Here is an 18,424-nt window from a genome sequence, read left to right as displayed (position 1 = left end):
TGTTCGAAAAAGGGTTGAGTTTAATTCTTAGTTTTCCTATTGACATTGTTTTAAAATGGCTGTATTCTTCATAATAACAACTTAATAAATGGAAAAATTTATTAGTTTTCTTGTCAAGAGAGATGGAGGGACTGGCCCGATGAAATCTCAGCAACAGGCTACAAAAGTACTGTGCTAATTCCAGCAAACGTATGAGGCGTTTGGAAGATGGGGGGAAATGGATTAACATTCAACTCTTCTTATATGTGTAAGAAGAGTTTTTTTGTTTAGAGAGGGGGGAGAAAATGAAATTTGATGTAACGTATTTTTTAGAAAGTTTTCCGCAATTATTTAAGTATGTATACATAACTTTAGGGATTACTGTTGTTTCCATGATTATTTCTTTCTTTATAGGGATTGGCTTGGCAATCATAACAAAAAACAAAACGAAATTTTTATATCCAATTGCAAGGGTGTATATCTCTTTCTTTAGAGGAACACCGTTATTGGTTCAATTGTTTGTGTTGTATTTCGGATTGCCACAAATATCTCCGGCTTTTACAGTACTTACAGCTATGCAAGCAACTTTAATTGGTCTCAGTTTAAATAATGCTGCTTATTTGTCAGAGATCATTCGAGGTTCATTGAATGCTGTGGAATCAGGGCAAATGGATGCTTGTTTATCAGTTGGAATGACAAAAGCACAAGCGATGCGACAAATTATCTTTCCGCAGGCTATTCGTGTAGCAGTGCCGTCACTTGGAAATAATTTTGTTGGATTGTTAAAAGAATCTTCGTTATCTTTTGCACTTGGAGTGGCTGAAATATTGGCACAAGCGAAAATGCTGGCGGCACAATCGTATCGTTATATGGAAAGCTATTTAGCGGTAGCGATTGTGTATTGGATTATTACAATCGTAATCAGCTGGGGACAGAAAAGGTTGGAGAAGAAACTTGATGCACCGTATTTATAAGAGAAATGAGGTGATATATGTGATTGAGTTAAAAAATTTGTATAAATCTTACAAACATAATGAAGTGCTGAAAGGAATCTCACTTACTGTCAAAAAAGGGGAAGTGGTAGTAATTATTGGACCTTCTGGTTCAGGGAAATCGACATTACTACGATGTTTAAATTTATTAGAACAACCGGATGATGGCAGTATTAGAATTGAAGATTTAGAGATTCATACGAAGAAACTTTATCAAAAAGAAATCATAAAATTACGTCAAAAAACAGCTATGGTTTTTCAAAACTATAATTTATTTAAAAATAAAACAGCATTGCAAAATATTACAACAGCATTAACGGCTGTACAGAAAAAAAGTGAAGAAGAGGCAAATGGAATAGCGAGAGAAATATTAAAACAAGTAGGCTTAGCTGATAAAGAAGATTTTTATCCGGCAATGTTATCAGGTGGACAACAGCAAAGGGTAGGGATTGCTAGGGCAATGGCTTTAAATCCAGCTGTATTATTGTTTGATGAACCGACTTCAGCACTTGATCCAGAATTAGTTAATGAGGTATTACAAGTTATTAAAGACTTGGCAAGACAACATATAACGATGGTTATTGTTACACATGAAATGAATTTTGCAAAAGAGGTGGCTGATCGCGTTATTTTTATGGCTGATGGAATTATCGTAGAGCAGGGAACGCCAGAAGAGATTTTTCGAAACCCACAAAATGAACGTACGAAAAAGTTTTTACGGCAATTAAATGCATCTGAAGAAGGAAATCATTTCGTTATTTAGGAGGAAGAGTTATGAGAAAATCGTCATTATTACTAACATTAGCATTAACACTATCAGTTGGAGCTTTGTCTGCATGTGGTTCTAATACAGCAAGTAAAAAGACAGATGAAAAAGTAGTGAAAGTTGGGACTTCTGCAGGTCGTAGCCCATTTATATTTAAAGAAGGTGAGAAAGTAAAAGGTTTTGATGCTGAAATTATTGAAGCGGCCGCTAAGAAAGCTGGATATAAAATAGAATGGAATGTTTCTGATTTTGAAGGATTATTCGGTTTATTAGATTCAGGCCGTATTGATACGATTGCAAATGAATTATCCGTTTCTCCGGAAAGAAAAAAGAAATATGACTTTTCGATCCCGTATGTGTATTCAGGCTCTGTTTTTGCGGTGAAGAAAAATAATAATACAATTAAATCGCTAGAGGATCTAAAAGGAAAGACTGTAGGTGTTGGACTTGGTACAGCAGGAGAGCAAGAGTTAAAAGCTTTAAATAAAAATAATGCTTTTACGATTAAAACGTACTCAGAGGACCCAACGGCGGAATTGAACGAAGTAGGCTTTGGACGCGTCGATGCTTATTATAATGATAAAGTTCAAGTGGAAACAACAATAACAAAGGCGAAACTAGATAATGTCAAAGTTGGATTTGGCCCACTTGAATGGGGAGAGATTGCATTTCCATTTGCAAAAAAGAGTGAAAAGTTAGAAGATATAAATAAGGCGTTAAAAGAATTAGAGCAAGATGGAACATTAAGTGACATATCGAAAAAATGGCTAAAAGTTGATGCTACAAAAAAACAAAATTAAGGTGTATTCGTTGAACGGGCCTATTGCCTATCAACTTACATAAAAAACTAAAGGGAACTGGAGAGGAAGTTATTCATGGTACAAATTCATCCGAAAACACGTATTGGTCATGTTGCATTTAAAGTAAAAGATTTAGAGCGTCAAATTGCTTTTTATGAGAATGTAGTAGGGTTAGAAGTAATTAAACAAGAGGAGAACAAAGCACACTTAGCTGGAAAGGGTGGTAAGAATACGTTACTTGTTCTTGAGCAGTTGGAAGATGTAGCGCTACAAGAACCGCGTACGACGGGTATATATCACGTTGCCTTTTTAGTTCCGACTCGTGAAGCTTTTGCTTCGGCACTATTTGGTGTTATTCGCAATAAAAAGGTAATTGATAGTCCGGCTGAGCAAGAAGGGCGTTATACATATTCAAATGAAATTTTACCAATTTCAAGGTTTAATAGCGCAAGTGATCATACGTATAGTGAGGCATTTTATTTACAAGACTTAGAGGGTAATGGTATCGAAATATATGCAGACCGTCCGCGTGATCAGTGGGGAGAAGGGCCAGGAGGAAGTACGCCACTTGATTTAAAAGAACTAGCAGTGCTCGTTGATTATGAGTTTGATGGCTTACCAGCCGAAACGGTGGTTGGACACGTACATTTACGAATAGCTGATGTGGAGAAGTCACATGAGTTTTATGTAGATACAGTAGGTTTTGAAGTACAACAGCGTGAAGATGATTGCTTATTCATTTCGGCAGGAGGCTATCATCACCATATTGGTGCAAATACGTGGAACGGGGTAAACAACCCGCATCCACCAGCACATGCAACGGGACTAAAAGTGTATACGATAGTACTACCGCATAAAGAAGTGTTAGATGAAGTGAAAGAAAGATTAATAGAAAAACAACATGAAATAAATGAAACTACAAATGGATTTACTGTAGTAGATCCAAGTGGTATTACAGTGCAGTTTGAAATAGAAGCAGTATAAAGTGAAACTTTAATTAGTGGGGGTTTTGCTCATCCCCCACTGATTATTAGCCTTCACCAATCGGGTGTTTATGAGCAGTTAATCTCCCACCACTATGAGAGGTAAGTGAAGGAAACCGATACAGCTTGTGCGTATGCAGTGCATTTTGGTCTGGGTCACAGTCTTTTAACGTGGTCGAACTACAGGAGGAGTAAGCATATTCCCGATGGATCCATTTCCATACTTCCATTATCTAGGGAAATCCCCCAGTATCCAAGACTAAATTTTACCCATACATCATTTTTTTGATGTAGCTCTTGAAGATAAAAACTATTTAATTTTCAAGGAACAGTTATTAACTTAAAACTTATTATACGAGGAGGGTGTATCATGAAAAAAATATGCTTTGTATTAATTGTCGACGCTGGTATAAATTATGGTTCAATATTTTCTCTACCATTTTTAAGGAATCAGGATGATTTGAAGGAATATTTTTCTAAGTATTATGATGTTTCAATTAATTATATTAGGGATAAAAACTCAGTTGACTATTTGGTAGTTCCCAAACCGTGTCCACCTTTTGATAATGAAAATAATCTTCCAATAATTGAAGTACCAGCAATCTTATTTATGGAAAAGGATTTTGAAAAAATAAAGACTTATATAGACAATTATTTTTCTAATAACTCATAAAGAAAATAAAAGTACAGTAAAAAGAAGTCCGATAAAAAACGAGTGGCGTAGAATATTTCTATTAATCATTCGTTTTTTATTATATTTACATATATTTTTTAAAAGAGGATTATAGACGTTCTGAAAAAAATTAATTATAACAAGAACAGTGTTCGTGCTACTATCTACGGTTATTTTTTGTACTAAGTACCCCTTTAACTAACAAGACAACAAAAAATAATTAACATATTAAAGTGAATAATGTTACAAACAATGTAAGGGCTTTCTCTTTGAGTTTTAGCTCTGAATAATAAAGATAGTTAAATCACTAAATGGAGGAGAAAGTAATGACTAATTTATTGCGTAAACTAGCAGATGAAGAAATGGAAACGTCGCTATCTAATGGAGGAGCAGGTCAATTTTGTTCCTTGTATAGTAAATTGTTACCTATCTCTATTGCAGGTTGTATGGCAGGTAATAGTAGCAGTTGTAGCGAAATGCAGCATTACACAGAATATCTTCATAAATACTGTTAATAATAATTATTTTTTTAAAGTAAGATAATACAATAATATGGAGGAGCAGGTAAAGGTGCTACCATTTATCGCTTTGTGAGTGATCAATTCTCTAGCTTTTATACAAAAGTGATTAATACGAATGCTAGGGATGCCGTTCATGTCATTGATGGTTTACTACATCACGAAACAGATTTACATATTGAAGAGCATTATACTGATACAGCTGGATATACAGATCAAGTATTCGGTCTTACTCATTTGCTAGGGTATCGCTTTGCCCCAAGATTAAGAGATATTTTGGACTCGAAACTCTACACATTTGAAAAGCCTGAACAATATCCTGATATGGAGAAATTGTTACGCGGAAGGATTCATAAAAAAGTCATTCAAGAGAATTACGATGATGTGTTAAGGTTAGCACATTCCGTTCGGGAAGGAACAGCGTCTGCGTCTCTTATTATGGGGAAGATTGGTTCTTATTCTAGGCAGAATAGTCTTGCAAAAGCGATAAGAGAAATGGGACGAGTTGAAAAAACTTTATTTATTTTAGACTATATTTCTAGTGAAACGTTACGCCGGCGCATTCAAAAGGGATTAAATAAAGGAGAAGCAATGAATGCCTTAGCAAGAGCTATTTTCTTTGGAAAACATGGTGAACTTCGAGAGCGTGCACTGCAAGACCAATTACAGCGTGCCAGTGCATTAAATCTTATTATAAATGCAATTAGCATTTGGAATACCGTATATTTATCCCGAGCGATTGAGCATATGATGGAAGTAGGAAAACATCAGGAGTCTTTACTTGCCCATATTTCACCTTTAGGTTGGGAGCATATAAATTTCTTAGGTCAATATAAATTCGATATTAACAGTTCCCATTCTATTCGATCATTACGCCCCCTTAGAACATAAATGAAGCCCTTGATTTTCTGCTTAGCGTAGACAAATCAAGGGTTTTTCTTTCAAAATCTTTCTTAGCGTATAATTTCCGCGTTTTGTCGGCAGGACCCCATGCCCATCAACTTAAGAATTTAGAATTCCCCCCAAAAATTATGAGTTTTTTGTTACAAGTTATCACAAAATTTTCGTTTTTTGGGTAGTTTTATTTTCTTAGCTTGATTGCGATGAGCGGTACCCCATAAAGGCCCCTGATACATAATTGATGTTCTGCCATTTGTAGAAAACAATCCACTTATACCATTTTAACAAGAAGAAATATCTCGTCCATGTTGTAATATTGGCTTACGTTAAGCTTGTGAAAAAAACATATTCATGTATAATACAATTGATGTATGATACATTAGTTGTAGGAGGGTGACCTATTTGAAAAGAGAAGATGCCTTAAAACTAAGAACAGATATTAAGAAAATGATTATAATAACTGGGGTTTTTGAATCTCAAAATTTGCCCAATGGACCATTTGAAAAACCTTTACCAACTTCTCAAATGATGGCGTTAGAGGAACTAGAGGTGGAAAAATTAACTGTTTGGCAACTATCCAATAAACTTAGATTAGAGACTTCAACTGTAAGTAGATTGGTAGATAAGTTAGTAAAAAAGGGGCTTATTTATCGTGAAGTAAATGAAAAAAATAGAAGAGAACTTTTTCTGCACCTCACAGAAAAAGGTCACATAACTGTTAATTGCTTAAGAGAGCAATCCATTACATTTTATCAAAGTATTCTCAATAATTTATCAGAATCAGAACAAAAAATAGTTGTAGATGGTTTTGAATTATTTATTGATTCTATTTCTAAGCCTTTTGATTAGAGTGAGGTAAATCATAACATTTGGAGGGTAAAATGAGTTTGGATTTTGAACGTCCTATTATTGAATTAAAAGAGAAATTTGATGAATTAAAGAAAATTATGAAAGAAAATAATGTAGATTTATCGCCAGAAATTCATGTATTAGAAAAACGTTTAAATAAAATGCAAGATAAAATTTATTCTAATATTACACCTTTTCAACGAGTTCAAATTGCAAGGCTACGTAACCGGCCCACGACATTGGACTATATACCTTTATTGTTTACAAACTTTCTCGAACTTCATGGTGATCGATTATATGGTGATGATAAAGCAATGATAGGTGGTATTGCAAAATTTAAAGGGATGCCCGTTACGATTATTGGTCATCAAAGAGGTAGAAATACAAAGGAAAATATAGAAAGAAATTTTGGAATGGCACATCCAGAAGGTTATAGAAAAGCGCTAAGACTTATGAAACAAGCTGATAAATTTAATCGCCCTATTATTACATTTATTGATACAATAGGCGCCTATCCAGGGAAAGGGTCTGAAGAACGTGGAATTTCTGAAGCGATAGCTCGAAATCTATTTGAAATGGCTACACTTAAAGTGCCAATTGTTTGTATTGTAATTGGAGAGGCATCAAGTGGTGGAGCTCTTGGCATTAGTGTCGGTAACCATATCCATATGTTAGAGTATTCATGGTACTCGGTAATTTCGCCAGAAGGAGCAGCATCTATCCTATGGAAGGACGCTAAGTATGCTCCAGAAGCTGCTGAACATATGAAAATTTCAGCAAAAGATTTAAAACATTTAGGAATTATTGATGAAATCATTCCTGAAATTAAAGGTGGAGCACAAAATGATATAAAATCACAGGCAAAAATGATTGAATCTGTAATCGAATCATCTCTAAAAAAATTGATACTATTATCCTCGGAAGAGCTTATACAACAGCGATATGAAAAGTATAGACAAATAGAGAATTATAAATGAAAATATTTAAAGTCCGTATTACATTTCGGAGGATTCTCGCAAAAAATTCTAAATATTTTGCAAATAACCTCTTGAACTGGGATATGCTGATACTATTACTCTACAAAAGATGTGTGATCGGTATGGAAAAGGAAAATTTGTTCAAATGGAAGCATTATCAGCAAGATATTATTTTGTTAACTGTACGTTGGTACGGTACAACTTAATTTTTCGTGATTTAGTAGAAATGATGAGGAACCAGGATTATCCTACCATTATGCTAGAAATATATATGTTATATTTTCTTTTCCACTACCTTTGCACCAGAACCAAAAAATACGCTATTCTTTCTGTAGAATCATAGGAAAGGATGGCGTTTTTGTATGTATCTATCAATTTCTGACGAATTACAATTATTTGCTGAAGAATTATATGAACATCTTACCCCTTCATTTTTGGAAAATCTCGCTAGAGAGCTAGGTTTTGTAAAACGAAAACGTAAATTTTCAGGGTATGATTTAGCTACTATATGTGTCTGGATTAGTCAACGAGTAGCGAGTGATTCATTAGTCCGATTGTGTAGTCAGCTACATGCATCAACAGGAACTCTTATGAGTCCTGAAGGACTAAATAAGCGCTTTAATAAAAAGGCAGTGTTCTTTTTGAAACATATTTTCTCCACATTATTAAAAAATAAAGTTTGTGGAAAGTCAGCAATTCCAAGTGCTTCACTTACCTATTTTCAGCGAATTCGTATTTTAGATGCAACCATTTTTCACGTACCAAAACACTTGGCCAATGTATATCCTGGATCAGGTGGTTGTGCACAAACAGCGGGTATAAAAATCCAGTTAGAATATGATTTACATAGTGGTCAGTTTTTAAATTTCCAAGTGGAACCAGGGAAAAATAATGATAAAACCTTTGGAACAGAGTGTTTATCAACATTACGCCCTGGTGACCTATGTATTCGGGATTTAGGCTATTATTCACTGGATGATTTAGATCAAATGGATCAACGTGGTGTGTACTATATATCGCGACTCAAATTAAACAATAGGGTATATGTCAAAAATGAATTTCCTGAATACTTTCGAAACGGAACAATAAAAAAACAATCTCAGTACATCAAAGTTGATTTAGAGCACATCATGGATACCTTAAAGCCAGGACAGTCCTATGAAATAAAAGAAGCTTATATTGGAAAGGATAAAAAACTATTTACTCGGGTGATTATGTATCGATTAACAGAAAAACAACTTCGTGAGCGTATGAAAAAACAAGTGTACACAGAAAGTAAAAAAGGGATTACATATTCGGAAAAAAGCAAACGATTAGCTGGCATGAACCTATATGTTACCAATACACCTTGGGAGATTGCTCCGATGGAACAAATCCATAATTTTTACTCTCTCCGCTGGCAAATTGAAATCATTTTTAAAACTTGGAAATCCTTATTTCAAATTCATCATTGGCAACATATTAAACAAGAGCGATTAGAATGCCATGTTTATGGAAAACTCATTGCCATTTTTCTATGTTCTTCTACTATGTTTAAGATGCGACAATTAATTTTACAAAAGAAGAAACAAGAATTAAGTGAATATAAAGCAATTGGAATGATTCAAGATCACTTATCGAGTTTGTATCAAGCCATACAACAAAACATCCAAGAAATAACAAAGATCCTAATCAGCCTGTTCCACCTCCTACAGAAGAACGGAAGAAAATCTCATCGATATGAGAAGAAGACTGTTTTTGATATTATGGGTGTTGTTTATGATTATAATGGGTTGAAAAAACAAAAGAAAGTTGCATAATTTAAAAAAGGAAACCCGTTAGGGTTTATTTGGTATGCATATTATTAAGAGTATGCTTCTATTTTAGGAATGCTTTACCTCCACAAAATGAAAGTACACTTTGTTTTCATTTTTAAGTTGATGGGCATGCGGCAGGACCCCTTAAAGGGCACTATTGTTGAATAAACCTTAGATTTTTAAACGACTTTATTGTTTAATTTTCGAGTACAGTGAAGTATCTTATATCGAAAATATAACAACTATATTTTAACCCCGTCCTAAATTTAGAACGGGGTTATGCTTGTTTTAGTCTTTAAAATTTAATAGCTTTATTGTCTTTTTACAGTTAATTGAAGAAGAAAGGACATAACATATTAGTTATATAAAATATGTTATGTCCTTTAATTTATCAACTTTTTTTCAATTTAGGTCTTGATAAGGGATTCACTTTCTGGCTTGTTTTTGATTATTTAGAGCTCAATCCAATACCTTCTCACAACATTCCCATCTTCTTCAGTGTAATCTTCATCCCGGAGACCGCCGTTATGTAAAATCGTTTTCTCAGAAGCCGTATTCACTTCGTCACAAACGACAAGTGCTTTCGTGATGTTTAATTCTTTCGTTTTTTCTAATGATAACTCTAGTAACTTTGTAGCATAACCTTTTCTTCTTTCAGAAGGGCGAATACCATAACCGATATGGCCTCCAGCATTAAATAGATGATCAGTTAAACTATGACGTATATTAACAACTCCTACAATTTTATTTTCATCTGTCACGAGCCAATAAGTAGAATCTGGTACCCAAGTTTCAGGAATATTTATTCCGTTATGTGCGTCGTGTAATTCTTGAATCATTGTCGTGAAATTAGAAGGATTTTTTGAAATAACCCATGGAATCATCGCTTCACCGCTATCTTTCCATTCGTTATAAAAATCTAAGTATTCTTCTTGTAAATCGGTAGTAGGTGTAAGTAAAGAGATGTTCATTGTTAGTAAGCTCCTTTTATTTATGTTTTTTTCACAAAAATTATGATATGAAATGAAAGCGTTTCCTGACTTTCTCAACCTCATTTCACGCAACTCATATGCCATTTTTAACTGAAAATAAGTTAGACGTTGAACTTTAAAGGTTTTTTGTATGAGAAGTAGGATGTTTTATTTATGTTAATATTTAAAATATTAACATAAAATCACTGGGATATTAAATGTATTTTAATAAAATGCTTTTATATCGATGGGTAGATGCATGTGATAATTTTTGTTTTATCTCTCTATAATGAATAAAAGGGGGAAGTGCTTGTGAGCTTACATATTGATTTTATTATACGAATCGGTGTTGCTGGTTTGTTAGGGGCGATAATCGGTATTGAAAGGGAAATTCGCTCAAAAGAAGCTGGATTAAAAACACATTTCCTAGTAGCCGTAGGGAGTGCTTTAATAATGGTCGTTTCGAAATATGCTTTTTCGGATATTGTGTTTGAAGAACATATGGCTCTTGATCCGAGCCGGATTGCAGCGCAAGTTGTTAGTGGAGTTGGATTTTTAGGTGCAGGTACAATCATTATTCAAAAGCAGGCAGTGAAAGGATTAACGACAGCGGCTGGTTTATGGGCTACAGCAGGAATAGGGTTAGCAATTGGAGCAGGTATGTATGTTGTAGGGATTGGAGCGATGATTCTCGTTTTGATTGGTTTAGAGATTGTAAGCCGTATTTTTAAGGTGCAATTTTTATTTCCGCAAAATATAACAGTGCAAATGTGTATAAATAAACACGAAGCGGTACAACAAATAGTAGAGACGCTACGAGTGAAAGGTATTCCAATACTTTCATATGAAGTGGAAGCTTTACAGCAAGATACAGAAATAGTTTATAAGGTAGGAATGCAATTGAAAAATATATCGTCAGAAGAAAAGAATGCATTTATTCAGCATATACAAGCATTACCGGAAATTACGTTTATAAAGTTAAAATCATAGTGTTGAAATAGAGGATAAATGTAGCAGGAATTTCGCTATTATCTATCCTTTTTTGACATAAATCACATGTGAAGTCAAGTGTTAATTTCACTTTGGATGGATACATGTGTGAACGTTCCCTTCTTTTTTCTCAATACAGAATAAATAGTCAGAATAGTAAAATAATGGAGCGGGACACTAAAAAATGTAAGGTAGGGGAGAGCATGAAAGGCTATTCAAAAAAAGTTTTAGTAGGGGTAAGTTTTGCTAGTTTAATGTTAGGGAGTTTTCAAGGAAGCATATTGGCGGAAGATACTAAGGGAGAGCAAGTTTCATATCGAAATGTGCTAAAAATGGAGCCGGTTGGTGTACAACTGCCCGTGGAAGAATTAGCTCATTCATCGAAAGTATTAGAAAGCAAGTCTTTTGAGAAAAGGCTACAATTTGCTGATTTATCGCAAAGACCACCGGAAGTAAAAAAGGAAAGTAAGCAATTAGCTGTAGCGAAAACTTATACAATTGCTGAATTAAATCAATTAAGCAATCAACAATTAGTAGATTTACTTGTAACAATCGATTGGGAGCAAATTACGGGGCTATTTCAGTTTAATAAGGACAGTCTTGCATTCTATCAAAATGATAGTAGGATGCAGGCAATTATTGATAAATTGAAGCAGCAAGGACAAGCTTATACGAAGGATGATTCAAAAGGGGTTGAGACATTAGTAGAGGTATTGCGCTCTGGATTTTATTTAGGTTTTTATAATGCAGAATTAAGTAAACTTAATGAGCGGAGCTATCATGACAAGTGCTTGCCGGCGTTAAAAACGATTGCGAACAATCCAAATTTCAAGCTCGGTACATTGGAACAAAATAGAGTTGTATCATCATACGGAAAATTAATAGGAAATGCTTCGAGTGATGTGGAAACGGTAACATCGGCTGCAAAGATTTTTAAGCAATATAATGATGATTTTTCTACATTGGTAGATAATCTTTCAGCTGGAAATGCGATTTACGATATTATGCAAGGTGTCGATTATGATATTCAATCGTATTTGTACGATACGAGAAAAGTACCGAAAGATACAGTATGGTACCAAAAAATAGATAGTTATATTAATGAGTTAAGTAGATTTGCGTTAATGGGAACGATTACAGAGAAAAACGGATGGCTTATTAATAATGGCATTTATTATACAGGGAGACTCGGCACATTCCATAGTACAGGGACGAAAGGATTACAAGTTGTAACAGATGCGATGAAAATCTATCCTTATTTAGGTGAGCAATATTTCGTAGCAGCTGAGCAAATTACGACGAATTATGGCGGGAAAGATGCAAACGGTAACGTTGTTAATTTAGATCAAATACGAGAAGATGGGAAGAAAAAGTATTTGCCGAAAACGTATACGTTTGATGATGGTGCAATTGTTTTAAAAGCCGGAGATAAAGTGACTGAGGAGAAAGTTAAACGTTTATATTGGGCAGCAAAAGAAGTGAAGGCACAATTCCATCGTACGGTTGAAAGTGACCAACCGTTAGAAAAAGGAAATCCAGATGATGTATTAACGATGGTTATTTATAATAGCCCAGCTGAATACCAATTTAACCGTCAATTGTACGGATATGAAACGAATAACGGCGGTCTTTATATAGAAGGAACAGGTACGTTCTTTACTTATGAACGTACGCCACAAGAAAGTATTTATAGTTTAGAAGAATTGTTCCGACATGAGTTCACGCATTATTTACAAGGTAGATATGAAGTGCCAGGACTTTGGGGGCAAGGTAAGATGTATGAGAATGAGAGATTATCTTGGTTTGAAGAAGGGAATGCTGAGTTTTTTGCAGGTGCAACGAGAACGGACAACGTCGTTCCAAGAAAGAGTATTATAGGAGGACTATCTTCGAATCCAGCAGAACGTTATACGGCAGAGCGAACGTTAAATGCAAAGTATGGAACGTGGGATTTCTATAATTATTCCTTTGCTTTACAATCGTATATGTACAATAAGAGATACGATATGTTTGATAAAGTTCATGATCTTATTAGGAAAAATGATGTAACAGCATATGATGCATATCGCTCTGCTTTAAGTAAAGATGCGAATTTAAATAAAGAGTATCAAGACTATATGCAAATGTTAGTAGACAACCGTGAGAAATATAATGTTCCGTTAGTGTCAGATGATTATTTAGCAACTCATGCACCGAAACCAGTTTCAGATATTGCCGCAGAAATTACAGCGGAAGCAAAATTAAGTAATGTATCAGTAAAGAAAAATAAATCACAATTCTTTAATACATTTACACTGCAAGGAACATATACAGGAACTTCTGCAAAAGGAGAATATGAAGACTGGAAAACAATTACGCAAAACGTTAATGATACGTTAAAACGTTTAAGTGCAAAAGAATGGACAGGCTATAAAACAGTAACAGCTTACTTCGTGAATTACCGTGTAAATGCATCAGGGCAATTTGAATATGATGTTGTGTTCCACGGTATTAATACAGAAGAAGGTGCTGTGAATAAAGCGCCGGTCGCGGTTATAAATGGTCCGTATAGCGGACATACGAATGAAGCAATCTCGTTTAAAAGCGATGGATCAAAAGATGAAGATGGGAAAATTGCTTCTTATAACTGGGAGTTCGGTGATGGTGCGGTAAGTAATGAGCAAAATCCAACTCACGTATATACAAAAGAAGGAACGTATACGGCGAAATTAACAGTAACAGACGATAAAGGATTAACTAATACTGCTACAACAAGTGTAACGGTTCAAAAGAAAGAAGATAACAGTGTAGAAAAAGAGCCAAATAATTCATTCCAAACGGCAAATAAACTGCAGTTAAATCAAGTTTTACGTGCTAGTTTAGGAAACGGTGATACGAGTGATTACTTTGAAATAAATATAGAAACTGCGAAAAACCTTCAAATTAATGTAACGAAGGAAAATAATATCGGAGTAAACTGGGTTCTTTATTCAGAAGCAGATTTAAATAATTATGTTACGTATGCACAGCAACAAGGAAATAAATTAGTAGGTAGTTACTATACGTATCCAGGGAAGTACTATTTACATGTATACCAGTATGGTGGTGGAACAGGGAATTATACGGTAGAAGTGAAGTGAAAAAAAGGGTCGCCATTCATGGTGATCCTTTTTTGTTATGCGTTATACCCGAATAATTTTAGATCTTCTCCTGAGTCTGAAATTATTTTTTCGAATCGCAATCCTACTTTTTCTAACAGCGTACCTGAAGCAGCATTATCTATAGAAGTAATTGCTACAATTCGTTTCATTCTTAGCTTCTGTACACCGTATTCTATTACAGCAGAAGCTGATTCATAGCCGTATCCTTTCGAACGGAATTTTTCTAAAAAGGCAAAGCCGATATCAACATCTTCTAATGAATCTCTTTTAATAAGGCCGCACATACCAATTGGTGTGAGATTTTCTTTTTGTTCAACTAAGTAAAGACCAAAGCCCATTTTATTATACATATCGACGGGTCCATTTAAGATGTATTTTTTTGCATCTTTTAAGTTTTTAATACCTTTATCACCAATAAATTGAATCCATGCAGGATCATTTACTAATTCAAGAATAAACGGAGCATCTTTTACATCGAGCCAGCGAAGAGTGAGTCTTTCAGTTTCAAGAACTATCAATCTATTGCACCACCTTTAATAGTTATAACAATTAGTATGGATTGCGAAATACAAAAATGCAACATATTTTAATAGAGCCCTGCTTGTTCACATAAAGTTCGTTTGTTTTGTATAAAAGGATATTTTATAATTAGAATTGATTGTAAAGAGTGAGATACTTATACAATGACTCCTAGGTAACTAGGAGTTTTTACTATATAACTATCATTATTACTAAATATGACGCACTACACATTCTACTTAAGGAGGTACATAATGAAGAAATTATATAATGCATCGTTTACTTATTTGATTATCGGTTTATTGTCAGGAATATTTGCTAGGGAGTATGGAAAATATAAAGGGATTTTAGGATCTACTTTATTAAATCTTTTGCATACGCATACGTTAGTACTTGGCTTTTTCTTCTTTTTAATTGCTTTAGGATTAGCGAAAGTATTCGCGTTTCATGAAGTGAAAGGATTTAATAACTGGTTTATTTTACATAATATCGCATTAACTTTAATGTTAGGTTCGCTAGCAGCGAGAGGACTTCTTCAACTAAATGGAGCGGACTTTAAAGGGTTAACTTATATTGTAGGGTTCTCTCATTCTATGATGGCATTTACTTTAGTTTGGTTTATGATTCTGTTGAAGAAATCGTCTAAAATATAGTTTTATAAAAAAGAACTTGTAGGGAATACTGCAAGTTCTTTTTTATATATAAAATTATAGGAATCTCACTATTCTGATTATTTTGTATAAAAATGGTATAATTAATGTGGCGTAAATAATATAAAAGGAGAGTACGTAATGGAAATAACAATTGAACGTTTAGTAAATGAATTAAAGGATGTACTTCCTGAAGAGCAAGTAGTGGTTAATAAGACAGTAAGAGAGTTACATAGTAAAGATGAATCTTACCATACTAGTAGTTTACCTGATGTAGTTGTTTTTCCAAAAACGATGGAAGAGGTTAGAGCAATAATGAAAGTAGCGAGTGAGCATAAAAAACCTGTCATTCCATTTGGAGTAGGTTCTAGTTTAGAAGGTCATATAATTCCTTATGAAAAGGGGATTACAGTTGATTTTTCATTAATGAACAAAATACTTGAAATAAGAGAGAAAGATTTTCTTGTGAAAGTACAACCAGGAGTGACTCGTTCTCAGCTCAATAAAGAATTGAAAAAGTACGGTTTGTTTTTTAGTGTAGATCCAGGTGCAGATGCAACGTTAGGAGGCATGGCTGCTACGAATGCGAGCGGAACGACAGCGGTTAAGTATGGCGTAATGCGTGATCAAGTTCGTGATTTAGAAGTGGTGCTTGCTGATGGGCAAGTGATACATACTGGCAATTTAGCGGCGAAGTCATCATCAGGTTATCATTTAAATGGTATTTTCGTAGGATCAGAGGGTACGCTTGGATGCTTTACAGAGCTAACATTAAAAGTATACGGCATACCAGAACATGTTATGGCTGCGAGAGCATCGTTTCCAACTATAAATGATGCAGTAGAAGCTGTTATTAATATACTACAAGCTGGTATTCCAATTGCGAGAATAGAACTTGTTGATGAATTATCTATGAAACAAGTAAATCATTACAATGAAACAAATTACAGAGAAGAACCAACACTGTTTTTAGAGTTTCACGGAAATGAAGCAGGGCTAACGCAAGATATCGAGTTTACGAAGGAAATTGTTTTTGATCATAAATGTAAAGAAGTTGCTTTTGAAACTGAAACTGCGGCAAGAAATAAATTATGGGATGCAAGACATAACTTAGCTTATTCTTACGTTCATAGTTACCCTGGCAAAAAGCTAATGAGTACAGATGTATGTGTGCCAATTTCAGAGTTAGCTGGCGCGATTCAAAATGCGAAAGAGACGTTAGATAAGGTGGGCCTTGTTGGTGGTATTCTTGGCCATGTAGGAGACGGGAATTTTCACGTGCTCTTAATGATTGATCCAAATGATAAAGATGAAGTGAAAAAAGCGGATGAAATAAATGAAAGTATTGTACTGTATGCTCTTAAGCGTGGCGGAACTTGTACAGGAGAGCATGGCGTTGGAATAGGAAAGCAGAAGTATCAAGAAGAAGAACATGGTGCGGCATTATTGGTAATGGAGAAAATAAAGAAAGCTCTTGATCCGCAAAATATTTTAAATCCGAATAAAATTTTCAAGCTAACAGATAAGGAATGATGAATTTTGGAGAAACGAATTATACACTTTGAAGGATTGGTCGTCTTATTAGCTGCGATTTATATATATGCATTATGTGGATTTAGTTGGTTATTATTTATCGTATTACTTTTTGCACCTGATTTAGCAATGGTGGCGTACGCTATTAACAAACGTGTTGGTGCACAAATTTATAATCTATTTCACACATATATCATATCAATATTACTTGTTTTAATAGGGGTCTATGTAAAGATGGATACAATTTTAATGGTTGGTTTAATATGGACAGCACATATTGGAATGGATCGAATGCTTGGGTATGGATTGAAGTATGAAACTGATTTTAAGGATACGCATATTCAGAGGTTATAGCTTAGGTAAAACGGAATTCATTGAATATGTATTAGAAAAAGCTATGAAGGATCGTTGAATAGAAGAGTTTGTATCAATACGAAAATAGACTAAGGTGGCAGAAATCATATAATGCCACCTATTATTTTTGAAGAAGAGGTTTTACTATATGAACTGACCTTATAAAACAATTACAATCTGCCCCTGCCAAATAATAAATCTCGTAAATATAATGGGAAATAAGAAGATAAGAAAAGAGGGAGCTTATGTACATACCAAAACATTTCACTATAAAAGATGAAGAGACGAAGTACGAAATGATTGAACAAAATAGCTTTGCAACTTTATTTTCTCAACATAACGGGGAACCATATGCAACGCACTTACCGTTGTTATTAAATAGGGAGACTCTAACTTTACATGGCCATTTCGCACGTCCGAATGAACAGTGGAAAGATATTGAGAATCAAGAAGTATTAGCAATATTCCAAGGACCACACAGTTACATATCGCCGTCGTGGTATGAAACAAACAAAGCTGTACCAACGTGGAACTATGTTGCAGTACATGTATATGGAGAGTTAGAAGTTGTTGAGGATGAACAGGAATTATTAAATTCTCTTCAAGATTTAGTACATAAATATGAAGACCCACAGAGTACCTACTCGCTAAATGAAGTAGATTCGAATTATATGGCAGGATTAAGTAAAGGGATAGTTGGGTTCAAAGTAAAGATAAATAAAATAGAAGGAAAGGCGAAGTTAAGTCAAAATCATTCTGTGGAGAGGCGGAATTTAGTTATTGAAAAACTTGAGAAAGTTGGTAGTGAGGGGAGTAGAGAGATTGCGGAGTTGATGAAAGGAACAAAATAAGTTCTGTGAAATGAAGGTAATTTACTAATTTTGTAGAAAATATATTTTTACTTAAAAGAAAATGCCTCCGTAGCTCTAGAAGGGAAGAGCGCCGGAAAACATGTCGCACCGGGTCGCAAGGCGAAGGTTTCAGAAGCACCGAAAAGCAAATAAGCTGAGACAGGCGGAATTCCTGTCGGTGAA

The 18,424-nt window shown here is 34.5% G+C and carries 17 protein-coding genes, 2 pseudogenes and 1 riboswitch; of the genes and pseudogenes, 17 read left to right on the top strand and 2 right to left on the bottom strand.

Annotated features, from left to right (window positions below):
- The first annotated feature begins 107 nt into the window (after positions 1-107).
- Positions 108-214, top strand: a riboswitch (SAM riboswitch).
- A 70-nt stretch (positions 215-284) separates the two neighbouring features.
- The 11 genes and pseudogenes from DET63_RS05070 to DET63_RS05020 all read left to right on the top strand — a co-directional run bounded on the left by DET63_RS05070 (position 285) and on the right by DET63_RS05020 (position 9,236).
- Positions 285-953 carry an amino acid ABC transporter permease gene (locus DET63_RS05070; protein ID WP_002137653.1) on the top strand — a complete coding sequence of 223 codons (669 nt, stop codon included), beginning with the start codon at positions 285-287 and terminating at the stop codon, positions 951-953.
- A gap of 19 nt (positions 954-972) precedes the next feature.
- Complete coding sequence (locus DET63_RS05065; protein ID WP_181777892.1) at positions 973-1,734, top strand: amino acid ABC transporter ATP-binding protein; 762 nt, start codon at positions 973-975, stop codon at positions 1,732-1,734.
- Positions 1,735-1,745: 11 nt separating this feature from the next.
- The gene (locus DET63_RS05060; RefSeq protein WP_113936054.1) at positions 1,746-2,537 is read left to right on the top strand and encodes an amino acid ABC transporter substrate-binding protein; all 792 of its coding nucleotides are present in this window, start codon (positions 1,746-1,748) and stop codon (positions 2,535-2,537) included.
- 75 nt (positions 2,538-2,612) lie between these two features.
- On the top strand, positions 2,613-3,521 hold the full coding sequence (locus DET63_RS05055; RefSeq protein WP_113936053.1) for a VOC family protein: 909 nt from the start codon (positions 2,613-2,615) through the stop codon (positions 3,519-3,521).
- Between the two features lie 369 nt (positions 3,522-3,890).
- Positions 3,891-4,193 (top strand): hypothetical protein, encoded by a 303-nt coding sequence (locus DET63_RS05050; protein WP_000717614.1) that lies wholly within the window; start codon positions 3,891-3,893, stop codon positions 4,191-4,193.
- Between the two features lie 326 nt (positions 4,194-4,519).
- Complete coding sequence (locus tag DET63_RS05045; protein WP_000183240.1) at positions 4,520-4,708, top strand: hypothetical protein; 189 nt, start codon at positions 4,520-4,522, stop codon at positions 4,706-4,708.
- A 42-nt stretch (positions 4,709-4,750) separates the two neighbouring features.
- Positions 4,751-5,602, top strand: a pseudogene (locus tag DET63_RS05040) (transposase); the annotation flags it as partial.
- A gap of 411 nt (positions 5,603-6,013) precedes the next feature.
- Positions 6,014-6,460, top strand: coding sequence for a MarR family winged helix-turn-helix transcriptional regulator (locus DET63_RS05035; RefSeq protein WP_000817662.1), 447 nt, complete (start codon positions 6,014-6,016; stop codon positions 6,458-6,460).
- Between the two features lie 32 nt (positions 6,461-6,492).
- Positions 6,493-7,437, top strand: a complete 945-nt coding sequence (locus DET63_RS05030; RefSeq protein WP_113936052.1) for an acetyl-CoA carboxylase carboxyltransferase subunit alpha — start codon at positions 6,493-6,495, stop codon at positions 7,435-7,437.
- A gap of 122 nt (positions 7,438-7,559) precedes the next feature.
- A pseudogene (locus DET63_RS05025) lies at positions 7,560-7,678 on the top strand (IS6 family transposase); the annotation flags it as partial.
- A gap of 121 nt (positions 7,679-7,799) precedes the next feature.
- The gene (locus tag DET63_RS05020) at positions 7,800-9,236 is read left to right on the top strand and encodes an IS4 family transposase (RefSeq protein ID WP_113936051.1); all 1,437 of its coding nucleotides are present in this window, start codon (positions 7,800-7,802) and stop codon (positions 9,234-9,236) included.
- A gap of 449 nt (positions 9,237-9,685) precedes the next feature.
- On the opposite strand, the gene DET63_RS05015 is transcribed toward DET63_RS05020, so the two are convergent.
- A complete protein-coding gene (locus DET63_RS05015; protein WP_113936050.1) occupies positions 9,686-10,204 on the bottom strand; it encodes a GNAT family N-acetyltransferase in 519 nt (172 codons plus the stop codon).
- Positions 10,205-10,516: 312 nt separating this feature from the next.
- Between DET63_RS05015 and DET63_RS05010 the strand changes: the two genes are divergently transcribed.
- Positions 10,517-11,194, top strand: coding sequence for an MgtC/SapB family protein (locus DET63_RS05010; protein WP_113936049.1), 678 nt, complete (start codon positions 10,517-10,519; stop codon positions 11,192-11,194).
- 203 nt (positions 11,195-11,397) lie between these two features.
- A complete protein-coding gene (gene colA, locus DET63_RS05005) occupies positions 11,398-14,313 on the top strand; it encodes a collagenase ColA (RefSeq protein WP_113936048.1) in 2,916 nt (971 codons plus the stop codon).
- Positions 14,314-14,348: 35 nt separating this feature from the next.
- Here colA and DET63_RS05000 read toward each other — a convergent pair whose 3' ends face one another.
- Positions 14,349-14,852, bottom strand: a complete 504-nt coding sequence (locus tag DET63_RS05000) for a GNAT family N-acetyltransferase (RefSeq protein WP_113936047.1) — start codon at positions 14,850-14,852, stop codon at positions 14,349-14,351.
- 255 nt (positions 14,853-15,107) lie between these two features.
- Between DET63_RS05000 and DET63_RS04995 the strand changes: the two genes are divergently transcribed.
- The 4 genes from DET63_RS04995 to DET63_RS04980 all read left to right on the top strand — a co-directional run bounded on the left by DET63_RS04995 (position 15,108) and on the right by DET63_RS04980 (position 18,241).
- Positions 15,108-15,506 (top strand): DUF2871 family protein, encoded by a 399-nt coding sequence (locus DET63_RS04995; RefSeq protein WP_002033617.1) that lies wholly within the window; start codon positions 15,108-15,110, stop codon positions 15,504-15,506.
- Between the two features lie 138 nt (positions 15,507-15,644).
- Complete coding sequence (locus tag DET63_RS04990) at positions 15,645-17,036, top strand: FAD-binding oxidoreductase (RefSeq protein ID WP_113936046.1); 1,392 nt, start codon at positions 15,645-15,647, stop codon at positions 17,034-17,036.
- A gap of 6 nt (positions 17,037-17,042) precedes the next feature.
- Positions 17,043-17,390 carry a DUF4260 domain-containing protein gene (locus DET63_RS04985; protein WP_113936045.1) on the top strand — a complete coding sequence of 116 codons (348 nt, stop codon included), beginning with the start codon at positions 17,043-17,045 and terminating at the stop codon, positions 17,388-17,390.
- A gap of 245 nt (positions 17,391-17,635) precedes the next feature.
- Positions 17,636-18,241 carry an FMN-binding negative transcriptional regulator gene (locus DET63_RS04980; RefSeq protein WP_113936044.1) on the top strand — a complete coding sequence of 202 codons (606 nt, stop codon included), beginning with the start codon at positions 17,636-17,638 and terminating at the stop codon, positions 18,239-18,241.
- Positions 18,242-18,424 lie beyond the last annotated feature (183 nt).

Origin of the sequence: Bacillus sp. DB-2 (genome assembly GCF_003315125.1) — a bacterium.
GTDB classification, from domain to species: domain Bacteria; phylum Bacillota; class Bacilli; order Bacillales; family Bacillaceae_G; genus Bacillus_A; species Bacillus_A mycoides.
This window is presented reverse-complemented; position numbering and strand designations above follow the sequence as displayed.

Excerpts from the sequence above, each read along its gene's own strand:
- colA (WP_113936048.1), top strand. The coding sequence starts at position 11,398 with ATGAAAGGCTATTCAAAAAAAGTTTTAGTAGGGGTAAGTTTTGCTAGT.
- DET63_RS05055 (WP_113936053.1), top strand. The coding sequence starts at position 2,613 with ATGGTACAAATTCATCCGAAAACACGTATTGGTCATGTTGCATTTAAA.
- DET63_RS04995 (WP_002033617.1), top strand. The coding sequence starts at position 15,108 with ATGAAGAAATTATATAATGCATCGTTTACTTATTTGATTATCGGTTTA.
- DET63_RS05015 (WP_113936050.1), bottom strand. The coding sequence starts at position 10,204 with ATGAACATCTCTTTACTTACACCTACTACCGATTTACAAGAAGAATAC.
- DET63_RS05045 (WP_000183240.1), top strand. The coding sequence starts at position 4,520 with ATGACTAATTTATTGCGTAAACTAGCAGATGAAGAAATGGAAACGTCG.
- DET63_RS05020 (WP_113936051.1), top strand. The coding sequence starts at position 7,800 with ATGTATCTATCAATTTCTGACGAATTACAATTATTTGCTGAAGAATTA.
- DET63_RS05050 (WP_000717614.1), top strand. The coding sequence starts at position 3,891 with ATGAAAAAAATATGCTTTGTATTAATTGTCGACGCTGGTATAAATTAT.
- DET63_RS04980 (WP_113936044.1), top strand. The coding sequence starts at position 17,636 with ATGTACATACCAAAACATTTCACTATAAAAGATGAAGAGACGAAGTAC.
- DET63_RS05030 (WP_113936052.1), top strand. The coding sequence starts at position 6,493 with ATGAGTTTGGATTTTGAACGTCCTATTATTGAATTAAAAGAGAAATTT.
- DET63_RS05060 (WP_113936054.1), top strand. The coding sequence starts at position 1,746 with ATGAGAAAATCGTCATTATTACTAACATTAGCATTAACACTATCAGTT.
- DET63_RS05070 (WP_002137653.1), top strand. The coding sequence starts at position 285 with ATGAAATTTGATGTAACGTATTTTTTAGAAAGTTTTCCGCAATTATTT.
- DET63_RS04990 (WP_113936046.1), top strand. The coding sequence starts at position 15,645 with ATGGAAATAACAATTGAACGTTTAGTAAATGAATTAAAGGATGTACTT.